Origin of the sequence: Psychrobacter sp. JCM 18901, assembly GCF_000586435.1 — a bacterium.
Classification (GTDB): domain Bacteria; phylum Pseudomonadota; class Gammaproteobacteria; order Pseudomonadales; family Moraxellaceae; genus Psychrobacter.
On the sequence record NZ_BAWH01000002.1, the window covers coordinates 66,144 to 78,210 of the forward strand.

Sequence of the window (12,067 nt, forward strand, 5' to 3'; positions counted from 1 at the left end):
CAATAAGCTTAGCATGATGCTAAGCTTATTGTGATATGACTTATAGGATGTTGCTAAAATTAGCACTTAATAATGAGCGCTTAACAACTAGCACCTAATATTAAGCATCAAATATCATCTTATTCGATATAAAGAATAGACTCAATTTCTACCACACCACCTTTAGGTAGAGCAGCTACTTGAACGGCAGCGCGGGCAGGGTACGGCTCGCTTAGATTGGCGACAAACACTTCGTTCAAGACAGCAAAATCACTCAAGTCAGTCAAAGATACATTGAATTTAACCACGTCATTTAGACTGCCACCAGCTGCTTCACAGATAGCTTTGATGTTTTCAAATACTTGCTCAGCTTGTGCTTTAAAACCTTCTCTTAGTTCCATCGTGTCAGGATCAAAACCAAGCTGACCTGAGATATAAACAGTATTGCCGACTTTTACAGCTTGTGAATAAGTGCCGACCGCTGCAGGTGCTTTATCAGTTTGGATGGTTTGACGAGTCATGGGATATCCCTTTTATATTTTATGTAAGTGATTCATTGCTACTAGAATAGCAGTTCTATTTTAGCTATTTGCATCACGACTATAGCAGTGATGCAAATCAGAAAATGCGCTTATTATAATTGATATAACCTTATAATGTTAGGGAAACCTAGCAGCGAGCGTAGTTCACGGATACCCTGTGCTAAATGGTTGCGACTACGTACCACGATATGAATGATGGTATCAGTATTGCGAACATCAACGGTTTCAACCCCCATATTGAGCTGGCGTAAGTGATAGATAACTTCGCTGATTTGCTCGTCACTAAGCGCAATAGAGAGCTTTAAATAAGCAGGAAAACGAATCTTACCGCTGTTTTTTTAAATCATGCTCACCGATGTCACCTTGTTTGACCGCATTGTCATTGCGCCAACGTAATTGAATAACCTGATAAGGATTGTCTTTGCGGATATCATCCAGTGAGAAGCATTTATGACGGTGAACGACCAAACCATGACGTGATAAATGCCCTACGATAGGGTCGCCATATATCGGATGACAACAGTTGGCAAAATCAAGCTCGACGCCAGCAGCATTTGCAATCAGCTGTTGCGGTTGGGTCATATCATCGCTATGTACTTTCGTCTGTAAATCGCTCAGCTCATCGCTAAACAAACGTGTCACGACTAGCTGAGGAAGTAGCGTACCTGAACTTATTTGTTCAAATAACGCATCTTTTTCTGTCAGACCGCGCCATTCAGTCAGGTCTTTCCAATCAGCATCTGTCAAGTCATCAAAACTTTTCTGATGCGTTCGGAGCGCACGATCCAATGCCTGTCTACCATGGTGTTGTTTGTCAGCGACAGATAAATCTTTGAACCAACGTAAAATTTCTTCACGGGCTTTGTTAGTCACTACAAATCCCAACCACTCCGCTTTTGGTTCTGAGTGACTGTTCACTTCTATCTCAACGGACTGTCCATTTTTTACCACGGTACCGAGCTTTGCAGCTTTACCATCGATATTTGCACCAACGGCAACGTTACCAATCATAGGCCCGACCGCGTAGGCAAAATCTAGCGCCGTTGCACCCTGTGGAAGCTCGTAAGCACGCCCTTGAGGGCTATAACAAATGATTTTACTAGAGTGCAGATAATCCATCAGCTCATTAATGGTAGAGACTGCCGCTGAGAAATCAGGACTGTTTTCATTCAGATTGTCTTCGTCGACCAAATCTTTCATGTTACGCAAAGATGCTTGGATGACCGATTGACTCACATCAGATGCGTGCTCTGCCCCGATGACACCAAGTCTCGCAGCGCTTTGCATTTGCTTAGTCAATATAGTGACTTTTACCACATCATTGTCACGCTCATAGATGAGGGTGAGGGACTGGTTACCGCCTGGTAGCGGACGACGAATATTATCCGCAATATGGGTATCATCAATCTGATATTTTTTTGATTAGATAATAGGCCAGTTTGTCACAGGCTTCGATATTATCAAGGACGATTTCAAACGCGTAGTGACGCAGTAGCGCATTAATCTCACCGCGATTGCGGAAAAATTGACGATATATGACCACGCGATTGTCTAAGACTTTGACCAGACCATTGAGATCCAAGTTGTTTAGCACGATACTCAAATAACGATGAATCGACTCTCTTTGAAAGTTTCGTCCAAGCCCATGTTGTAACAGTTTATCAGACAGCTTGTTGTACATATCAGAGTCTAAATTGCGATAACACAATACTTCGATATAGTCAGCAATATCATTCAGACCCATTAATCGTGCAAATGGCACATAAAAATCCAAGGTTTCTTGAGCTGTGGTGCGTTGCTTCTCAGGACGTACCGCGTCTAGCGTAGACATATTATGTAGACGGTCAGCAAGCTTGATAATGAGTACACGCGGATCAGCGAGAGTGGCGGTTAAAATTTTATGAAAGGTGGCCGCTTTATTCTGCTGCTTGTTATGTGAAGAGGACTTTAGCTTGGTCACACCATCGACCAATCTTGATACAGTTTCACCATAACGCTGCTTGATTTGCTCATCACTAACTTCGGTGTCTTCGACCGTATCATGCAGGATTGCTGCAATGATGGTATCTCGATCTAAGCGAAAGCCCGCTAGTATCTCAGCGACAGCGATTGGATGCGTGATATAAGGTTCCCCTGATTTGCGCTTGTCTTTAATGTGCGCAATATCTCCGAACTCACAAGCATCAACAATATCACGGCGCTCAGCAGCAGTGAGATAACCTACCGAACGTAGTAAATTATATTGAGCATCATCGACGAGGTGATGACTGAGTTTGGGTAGGGTTTGACTCATAAAATAATGATCCTATTTTCCATGACCTACTTGTTGGGCCACTTACCGAAGTAAATGGAGGCTAAATAATGACCTACCATACAAAACTTAAGGATGAGTACGCCATTCTCTAATTAATCGCAAATCGCTTTCAATGTCAACTGATAAGCGTGTGGGCGATGAAAAAAATTTCACTCAGTGGTCTATTTTGGAGATAAATGGTGACCAAAATAGCCAATACATTATTATTACAACCAAAAAAACCACAGCCTATGCTGTGGTCTCTATAGTTGATCAAGATGTGTATTTATTTTATAAAAACACGATTGGCTTTATAAAATACATCTTATCAAAACAGCCTACTAGAAGCTGTGGTCGCCTGACAATGCTAAATCTAATGAGCTAGTAGCAAAATTATGCTCTGGCTGATTTAGGATATCGCGTGTGATTTTGCCAGCGGCAATTTCACGTAGTGCCAATACTGTAGGCTTGTCGTTATCAACGTCAACCAACGGTTCGGCAATACCTTTGGCCAATTGACGGGCGCGTTTGCTTGCGACCAAAATTAGCTCAAAGCGATTATCAACATTATCCAAACAATCTTCAATCGTCACTCGTGCCATAAATAGCTACCTCGGTTGTTTTTATTAGTAACGGACCTTGCCCGCCACTCAATAAAAATAATATCAAAAATATAAAGGGGGATAGCTAAATATTATAGCATTTTTTTGCCAAGTCGCGTAGTTGCTTTTTATATCTACTTACGAGATTAGCTGCTTGTGCGTAGTTTACTCTTCTACCTGAGTGTTTAGCAAGTTGCTAATCGTACGATGATAGCGCTGCTGCTGACGACCAAGTGTCTGCCTGTCGGCCACGATAATGGCTTTTAGCTCAGCTAAGGCTACATCAAAATTATCATTGATCACTACATAGTCAGCATTTACATATTGTGCCATTTCGGTGACCGCGCCAGCTAGACGGCGCTCTATAACTTCTACAGCATCCTGCGCGCGGGTTGAGAGACGTTGACGTAATGTCGCAATGCTAGGTGGTAGAATAAAAACCATAATGGCATCGGGAAAGATATTTCTGATTTGCGTCGCGCTTGCCAGTCAATCTCCAAAATAACGTCGATACCCGCCGCTAGCTGGGTACGTACACTTTCCTCTGACGTGCCATAATAGTTACCAAATACTTCAGCATGCTCTAGAAATAGACCCGCATTGATACCATTGGTAAAACTATCGGTATCTGTGAAATGATAGTGCTGACCATCAATCTCACCTGGACGTGGTGCGCGAGTGGTATGAGAGACGCTGACAGTCAAGTCATTGGTGGTTGCAAGCAATTGCTTAACCAATGAGGTCTTGCCAGTACCTGAAGCGGCAGTAACGATGAATAATGAACCTGTCATACAATTTATCCTAATAGAAAGTGTTTTAATAACTCGTAAAATGTATTGTAATAAATGCGTGTTGATAAAAAGTTAAGCAGTGCCTCAGTCAAAAACAAAAGACTGGAAAAAAAATAAAAAAAACGCCATCATGTATGGCGATAGAAATTATAATAGATGCATTATTATAAACTGCTTTTATACAAGTTAAAGCTGGTTTTGCAATATGTCGTAAGTATGCTGAGATTCGCCTATAAAATATTGCTATGAGTAGACAGCTATTTTAGAGAGCAATAAAAGCAAATTATGCTAAAGTAGAGCATTGATTTCGCCCCAACTTTTGAATAAAAAAATTCAAAAATACGTTTTAACTATAAATTATCCAATGATAGGCCTTTTTATGCAAATTTATCTTGCCAATCCCCGTGGATTTTGTGCTGGTGTGGACCGTGCAATTGCGATTGTTAATGAAGCATTGACACGTTTCGAGCCGCCCATTTATGTCCGTCATGAAGTTGTGCATAATAAGTTTGTGGTGTCAGACTTGGCTAATCGTGGTGCGGTATTCGTTGAAGAGCTTCATGAAGTACCAGACGGCTCCATCGTTATTTTCTCCGCTCATGGGGTTTCTAAAGCAGTCGAAGATGAGGCTGAGCGTCGTGATTTGACGGTGTTTGATGCAACATGCCCGTTGGTGACTAAAGTACACATCGAAGTAGCAAAGTTTGCGCAAGATGGGATGGATGCGGTGTTGATAGGACATGCAGGACACCCAGAAGTCGAAGGCACGATGGGGCGCTTCAATCGTCGCCATGGTGGGCAGATTCATCTGGTCGAAGATGAAGGTGATGTGGCCGCATTGACTGTACAAGATGCTGAACGCTTGGCATTTGTGACTCAGACAACCTTGTCGATGGATGATACTGCGCGCGTTATCGATGCGCTGCGTGAAAAATTTCCTAGTATCCAAGGCCCTCGCAAAGACGACATTTGCTACGCCACTCAAAACCGCCAAGATGCGGTAAAAGATTTGGCCAGTCGCTGTGAAGTGGTCTTGGTAGTTGGTTCGCCAAACTCATCAAACTCCAATCGCTTGCGAGAGCTGGCTGAGCGTATGAATTGCCGAGCGTATTTAATCGATAATGCCAGTGAGATGGACAAGCGTTGGTTAGATGGTGTGCAGAGTATAGGCGTGACCGCTGGTGCATCTGCGCCCGAAGTGTTGATCCAAGAAGTATTGCAACAGCTGCAAGACTGGGGTGGTGATCTGCCTAGTGAGCTATCTGGTATTGAAGAAAATGTGACGTTTAGTTTGCCGAAAGCGCTGCGGATTCCTGTTACTCAGGTTGGTAAGTAACTAATATTCGTGTTTGTATTTGTATGAACCATCATTGATATGGATAAGGTCGCATGAAAGAACCAAAAGCCAGATTTGTATTGGCAGAGGCCACGCTCGCTGAAGTCAATAAGCAACTAAAACTCAACATGCTAGTGATGGCAGCAGTGGTTTTCGTATTGTTTATGAATATCATGAAGTTTATGGCAGAAAAAGCTTTTTCTACGCGATGCTCGCAGTAGTCATGGTCTGTTTATTATTTTTCATACAAAAGGCTCGTCGTATTCTCACGCTAAGAAAACAAGAGCTTATTCATTAATAGAAAGTACAAGCCTAAATAAAAAAATACAAATGAAAGTGCCAAATATAGGATAGCTATGACTGCTTATTACAAATTTATCAAACGAGAGTTACAAGAAGACGGTGTTAGTGTGGCGCATTATCAGCCAACCAAGCATGCACAAGGTGCTTGGAATGAGCATGAGCAGCACATGGCGCCAGCAACAGGCCTACTGACAGCTGAGCTCAACAACTTTGCGCCACAGCCCAATACTCGTATTGCACGTGTGAGCCTCGATATCTTGGGGCTAATACCGCTTGACGATTTTACTATCACTACTCGCTATATCCGACCAGGCAAGACTATTGAGCTGGTCGAAGCAGTTATGAGTAGCCGTGGCCGTGACGCCATTATAGCAAGAGCGTGGCGACTGATTACTCAAGATACCAGCGAGATTGCCGGACTTGAAGATCAACCAGCAGAATATAAACCTGAAGAGTTGCCAGTTTGGGAAGGTATGAAAGGCTGGCCGGGCGGCTTTATTGAAAGCGTACGTCTAGTAGCGACAGAAGACCGTCGTGCTGGTCGCGGTATGGTATGGATTACCAATGATCTCGACATGATTGAAGGCGAGCCGACTGATGACTTGGTGCATCTGTTAGGTATGGTCGATACTGCTAATGGTGTTGTACCAAGATTGGGTCTTGGTTTGTCTAAGTTAGAATGGATGTTTCCCAATACTGATTTGCAAATCCATATGCATCGCTCGCCAAAAGGTCGCTGGCTAGGTATCGAGGCTGTACAACAATATGGCGATGATGGTATCGGATTGACCAGTGCGGTATTGCACGATGTATACGGGCCTTTTGGTCGTAGTGAGCAAATTCTTACTATTCGTCCGATGCCACGTTAAAAGGCTAAGAGTCAGTCAGTTTATAGTTTTGTAAAATAAAATAATACGTTGCAATCAATTAATTATACAAATAATAGAGAAATGGTTTTAATAGTAGCTAACAAGACGATATTACTAAAAAGATGATATTACTAACAAGCCGATGTTAATCGACATAGAGGTTACTATGAAAACCCATACTCAATTTTCAAAAAAAGCTGACGACTCTCTGGGATATATTGATAGAAGCATATTCAGAATAGTTGCTGTTATTTGCGCGTTGATTATTATATCAGAAAATAACTGAGCAATTAAATAACCGAGTAAGCAAAAACCGAGTAAGCAAATAACTGATACCAGAACACCGCCTTGATAAACAAGCGCGGTGTTTTTTTATTGAATAGGGCTTTTGAGCTTGAATTTTTTTTCTCAATGCCCCTATTAGTATAGACAGTTTAACGGTATTGCATACGGCAAGTTCTCTAACATTATGAGAGCGGCTTTAGTGAGTATATCGTTATCTGATAATAGGTCTTTCATAGAATTTAAAGGAGTTTTTATGAGTGAAGCAACTCAAGCTGAAGGTCTGAATCCAGAATTAAAAAAACATACGTTTGAAGCGGAAGTGGCGCAGTTACTGCATTTGGTAACGCATTCACTATATTCTAACGCTGATATTTTTGTCCGCGAGTTGGTATCTAATGCGTCGGATGCTTGTGATAAGTTGCGTTTTGAAGGCACAAATGACGATAGCCTTTATGAAGATGATGGCGAATTAAAAATCCGCATCGCTGTTGATGAAGCTGCCAAAACTATTACCTTTACCGACAATGGTATTGGTATGAACGAAGCCGATGCAATCGAAAACTTAGGTACGATTGCTAAATCAGGCACCAAAGCATTTTTGGACAAATTGTCTGAATCACAAAAGCAAGACGGACAATTGATTGGTCAGTTCGGTGTTGGTTTTTACTCAGGTTTTATCGTGGCTGATACCATCAGTGTTGAATCACGTAAAGCGGGCGAGCCTGCGGATAAAGGCGTGCGCTGGGTGTCAGATGGTACTGGTAGCTTTACTGTTGAACCTATTACCAAAGACACGCGCGGTACGGCGATTACTTTGCACTTAAAAGAAGAATATAGCGAAGGCGAAGATAACTACTTAGATCGTAGCAAAATCAAGCGCTTGGTTAATAAGTACTCTGACCATATCAGTTTGCCGATTCAAATGCGTAAAGAGATCTGGCAAGAAGATGTAAAAGAAGACGAGAACGATGACACGCCTGTTGGTGGCCAGATGGTACTCACCGATGAGTGGGAAACAATCAATAAAGCCAGTGCACTATGGACTCGCTCAAGCTCTGAAATTGAAGATGATGAGTATGTCGATTTTTATAAGAATATCTCTTATGACATGGATGCGCCGCTTACTTGGACGCATAACCGTGTAGAGGGTCGCGTACAGTATACGCAGCTATTATATATTCCTAAAAAGCACCAGTTGATCTATACACTCGTGAGCAGCAGCATGGTCTAAAGCTTTATGTGAAGCGCGTCTTTATCATGGACGAAGCTGAGCAATTGCTACCGATGTATTTGCGTTTTGTGAAAGGTGTGATCGATTCAGCAGACCTGCCATTGAACGTGAGCCGTGAGCTACTACAAGAGTCACGTGATGTAAAATCTATTCGTGATGGTAACGCTCGCCGTATCTTGACGCTGCTTGCAAACCTTGCTAATAGTGAAGACAGTGACAAGCAAGAGAAATTTGCCCAGTTCTATGCGGAGTTTGGTGATGTCATCAAAGAAGGTCTAGGCGAAGACGCAGGCAATCAAGAACGTATTGCTAAGCTATTGCGTTATGCCACCAGCACCCAAGACGGTTTGGTAACAAGCTTCGAAGATTATAAAGGCCGTATGAAAGATGGTCAAAAAGCCATCTACTACCTCACCGCTGATAATCTAGCCGCTGCGAAAAACAGCCCGCAACTTGAGCTATTCAAGAAAAAAAGGCATCGAAGTTATCTTGATGACTAGCCGTGTTGATGAATGGGCAATGAACTTCTTGACCTCATTCGATGAGACACCGCTGCAAAACATCGCGAAAGGCGCAGTAGATTTAGGCGACTTGCAAGATGAAGCAGAAAAAGCGGAAGCGGAGAAAGCCCAAGAAACGCTAAAGCCAGTAGTTGATAAGCTAAAAGCTGCGTTGGGCGAGCGTGCTAAAGATGTCAAAGTATCGACGCGTTTAGTCGATAGTCCAGCTTGTTTGGTTGTAGGTGAAGGTGAGCTATCGCCACAAATGATTCAGATGCTACAGCAAATGGGTCAGGACGTACCAGCAAGTAAGCCAACGCTAGAAGTAAACCCTGATCATCCACTCATCAAGAAGCTTGAGAGCAGCGAGCAATTCGATGATCTGGCGCAAGTCATTTTTGATCAGGCATTATTAGCAGATGGTGGTCAGCTAGACGATCCAGCCGCTTACCTAAAACGCGTTAATGAGCTATTGATGAGATAATGTTTAGTAATTAGTAAAAAAAGGAGGCTTTATATAAAAGGCCTCCTTTTTTATTTGAATTTTTGGTCGAATTTGAGTGAATTTTACAAATCAGCCTTATCCTCTTAACCGACAATCCGTTACAATCGCGATAGATTAGCGAGCTAAAATATTAGGCAGTGCTAGTCATCTTCTATAATCACTCCATCGTGAATTCAATATAAATCGATGTCTGCACGCTGTACAAAAAAATCGTCAATTGATTGCACCGCGCGGCTGTTACATTAAGATAATTATCATTGAGTCATTTTATTTTTCTCGACTGGCTAGAGGTCTAAGTCTTTGTCACTTACGTCGTTAAAAACCGTCTCGCTTCAGCGTTTTTCGCTCAATTTCGCTGCCAATATTATTGCAACCTTGTGGATGCTGGTGGGCTCAACACGGGCTTTTTCTTGGGTTAAACCCACTTTTGTACAGTTTGCCGTATTTGCGCTATTGGCGCTTGGTAGTAATGTCTTATTTTCATGGTTAGCTGCTGAAAGTGGTAGCATATTTAATGAGCAAGGATTGGTCAGTTATTTAATCTGGCCGATGATTATTTTGCTTGGCGGTATTATTTTGGCTCGGCGAGCGAGCAACCAAGCATTGGTATTTGTACCAGTAGTACTGTGGTTGGTCGCTGATACATTGTCAGCCCTATTACAGAGCTTGGTGCAGTTTTTTGGTAGCTATGGTTGGTTGCCAAATTGGAGTTATTCGTTCTTACCAGTACTGTTTTTAGTATTGTTCTTATGGCAAACGCTAGCGTTACTTTGGATATTTTCCCGACGTCTGCGTATACCATGGTGGGAGCGAATCATTGTATTGGTTGGCGCGGTAGCGTTGCTGACCATTTGGCAGCGTAATGTTGCAGATCAGCCGATCTTTAAGCAAATACCTGTAGAGCCTGTACTAGAAGAGGCGGCACTGTATCAGCAGCCACGTCTATTACAGCAAGCATTGGATAGTATAGACCCAAGTATCGATGGCAAAACCGACTGGTACTTTATGGGAGTCGCAGGATTCTCTGATCAAAACGTCTTTCGCTCCGAGATTAACAAAGTGCGCGAGCTGTTTGATGTACGTTTTGGTACCAGCGGGCATTCACTATCGCTGATTAATAATACTTATAGTTGGCTAGACGAACCAATCGCTACTAAGACTAGCATTTTGCGCGGTCTAAAGAAAATCGGTCAGCAGATGAATGCTGATGAAGATGTATTGTTTTTGACGTTGTCTTCACATGGTAATCAGGATATCGTCCAATTGGCAAATCCGCCGCTTGCGATGGATAATTTAGATGCTACATGGTTGCGTGACGCGCTAGACGCATCTGGTATCCGCTGGCGTGTGATTGTGGTGTCTGCCTGCTATTCAGGTTCGTTTATTGACGAATTGGCATCGCCAACCACGGTAGTGATTACTGCGTCAGCCGCTGACAAAGCATCGTTTGGCTGCACGAATACAGCTGAGATGACCTATTTTGGTCAAGCATTTTTTTGCTGAAAGTCTACGAGGGAATACCAGTTTTGAGTCGGCTTTTAAGGATGCCAGTATACGGGTCAATGAGCGTGAGAGCGCCATGGGATTTGAGCCATCAGAGCCGCAAATGGTGATTGGTAGCTTAATGGAGACCGCATTACCTGCATTTGAACAAGTATTGTTTGATAAGGCGCGCCCATCCGTTGCTAGTATTACGAATAATGCTACTTCTACAACGGTTAATATTCTACCTGACAGTGCTACTAATATATCGGTAGACGAAGTAGAGATAGCTGCTGAATAGCTGAATAAATACAAAGTATGATTTGGCATTTAATGAATGCCAATATCAGATTTACTATTAGATGATGAGCATTTATTAAACATCGTCATTGGTTCTATTTTGAATAAAAGGATATCACTCATGCAAAATTCCTATAGTCATAGTTTATCTACCAATAAACAGCTTACCCAAAAAAGCGTGAATCGCTGTTTTAATGGTGAGCAGCATTATTATAGTCACGAGTCGACATCTACCAAAACCTCTATGACGTTTAGTATTTATCTACCTGATGAAGCTTTGGCTGGACGACGTTGTCCTGCGATATTGTACCTATCAGGTTTGACGTGTAATGCCGATAATGTCACCCATAAGGCGCATTTCCAGCAAAAATGTAGCGAGCTTGGCATGATATTGATTGCACCTGATACCTCGCCTCGCAGCAGTGAGGAAAGCGATGTACCCAACGACGATCGCTATTTTGTCGGTCAAGGTGCCAGCTATTATGTTGACGCAACCCAAGCGCCTTGGTCGGATAATTTTAATATGCAAAGCTACATCGTTGATGAGCTATATGACTTATTGCGCTCTGAGTTTCCTATCCATAGCATTGGTGTCACAGGGCACTCGATGGGTGGTCATGGTGCGTTATTACTAGGATTTAAGTTCCCAAGTAAGTTTGTTAGTGTTTCTGCCCTATCGCCAGTATGCGCCGCCAGTGAGTCGGCATGGGGCGTGGCGGCTTATACCGAGTATTTCGGTGATGATGAGTCGCTATGGGCGCAAGCAGACGCCTCAAAGATGATTGAAAAGGTTGGTCAGCAGTACTCAAGTATTTTGGTGGATCAAGGCGGCGCTGATAACTTCTTAGCAGAGGGTCAGCTGCAGACATCCAAACTACAAGAGGCTTGTACAAAAGCCAACCAGCCCCTAACATTACGTTATCAGGCGGGTCATGATCACAGCTATTACTTTATTCAAACAGTGATCAGCGACCATATTGAACATCATTGGCACATGGCTCAACTGAGCTAGGCTGCTAAGTAGACGACCGTAATACGTTTTTTTCGCT

At 42.8% G+C, this 12,067-nt stretch carries 8 protein-coding genes and 3 pseudogenes; 7 read left to right on the forward strand and 4 right to left on the reverse strand.

Annotated features, from left to right (window positions below; genetic code table 11):
* Positions 1 to 119 precede the first annotated feature (119 nt).
* The 4 genes and pseudogenes from TT11_RS02935 to gmk form a co-directional block, all read right to left on the reverse strand.
* Positions 120 to 500, reverse strand: coding sequence for a RidA family protein (locus TT11_RS02935; RefSeq protein ID WP_057761400.1), 381 nt, complete (start codon positions 498 to 500; stop codon positions 120 to 122).
* Positions 501 to 613: 113 nt separating this feature from the next.
* Positions 614 to 2,814, reverse strand: a pseudogene (locus TT11_RS02940) (bifunctional (p)ppGpp synthetase/guanosine-3',5'-bis(diphosphate) 3'-pyrophosphohydrolase).
* Positions 2,815 to 3,155: 341 nt separating this feature from the next.
* Complete coding sequence (gene rpoZ / locus TT11_RS02945; RefSeq protein ID WP_057761396.1) at positions 3,156 to 3,416, reverse strand: DNA-directed RNA polymerase subunit omega; 261 nt, start codon at positions 3,414 to 3,416, stop codon at positions 3,156 to 3,158.
* Positions 3,417 to 3,581: 165 nt separating this feature from the next.
* A pseudogene (gene gmk, locus TT11_RS02950) lies at positions 3,582 to 4,207 on the reverse strand (guanylate kinase).
* Positions 4,208 to 4,586: 379 nt separating this feature from the next.
* Between gmk and ispH the strand changes: the two are divergent.
* The 7 genes and pseudogenes from ispH to fghA all read left to right on the forward strand — a co-directional run bounded on the left by ispH (position 4,587) and on the right by fghA (position 12,030).
* Positions 4,587 to 5,543: a 4-hydroxy-3-methylbut-2-enyl diphosphate reductase gene (gene ispH / locus TT11_RS02955; RefSeq protein WP_057761392.1), complete on the forward strand. Its 957-nt coding sequence runs from the start codon at positions 4,587 to 4,589 to the stop codon at positions 5,541 to 5,543.
* A 53-nt stretch (positions 5,544 to 5,596) separates the two neighbouring features.
* Entirely contained in the window at positions 5,597 to 5,764 is a 168-nt protein-coding gene (locus tag TT11_RS02960) for a hypothetical protein (RefSeq protein WP_261869025.1), read from the forward strand.
* 135 nt (positions 5,765 to 5,899) lie between these two features.
* Complete coding sequence (locus TT11_RS02965; protein WP_261869026.1) at positions 5,900 to 6,715, forward strand: thioesterase family protein; 816 nt, start codon at positions 5,900 to 5,902, stop codon at positions 6,713 to 6,715.
* A gap of 538 nt (positions 6,716 to 7,253) precedes the next feature.
* Positions 7,254 to 9,215, forward strand: a pseudogene (gene htpG, locus TT11_RS02970) (molecular chaperone HtpG).
* A gap of 321 nt (positions 9,216 to 9,536) precedes the next feature.
* Positions 9,537 to 10,739 (forward strand): C13 family peptidase, encoded by a 1,203-nt coding sequence (locus TT11_RS02975; RefSeq protein ID WP_261869027.1) that lies wholly within the window; start codon positions 9,537 to 9,539, stop codon positions 10,737 to 10,739.
* Positions 10,717 to 11,019: a hypothetical protein gene (locus TT11_RS02980; protein WP_261869028.1), complete on the forward strand. Its 303-nt coding sequence runs from the start codon at positions 10,717 to 10,719 to the stop codon at positions 11,017 to 11,019. The genes TT11_RS02975 and TT11_RS02980 overlap by 23 nt, the downstream gene beginning before the upstream one ends.
* Positions 11,020 to 11,139: 120 nt before the next feature.
* Complete coding sequence (gene fghA / locus TT11_RS02985) at positions 11,140 to 12,030, forward strand: S-formylglutathione hydrolase (protein WP_261869029.1); 891 nt, start codon at positions 11,140 to 11,142, stop codon at positions 12,028 to 12,030.
* The last annotated feature ends 37 nt before the right edge of the window (positions 12,031 to 12,067 follow it).

Excerpts from the sequence above, each read along its gene's own strand:
- TT11_RS02935 (WP_057761400.1), bottom strand. The coding sequence starts at position 500 with ATGACTCGTCAAACCATCCAAACTGATAAAGCACCTGCAGCGGTCGGC.
- TT11_RS02965 (WP_261869026.1), top strand. The coding sequence starts at position 5,900 with ATGACTGCTTATTACAAATTTATCAAACGAGAGTTACAAGAAGACGGT.
- ispH (WP_057761392.1), top strand. The coding sequence starts at position 4,587 with ATGCAAATTTATCTTGCCAATCCCCGTGGATTTTGTGCTGGTGTGGAC.
- fghA (WP_261869029.1), top strand. The coding sequence starts at position 11,140 with ATGCAAAATTCCTATAGTCATAGTTTATCTACCAATAAACAGCTTACC.
- rpoZ (WP_057761396.1), bottom strand. The coding sequence starts at position 3,416 with ATGGCACGAGTGACGATTGAAGATTGTTTGGATAATGTTGATAATCGC.
- TT11_RS02960 (WP_261869025.1), top strand. The coding sequence starts at position 5,597 with ATGAAAGAACCAAAAGCCAGATTTGTATTGGCAGAGGCCACGCTCGCT.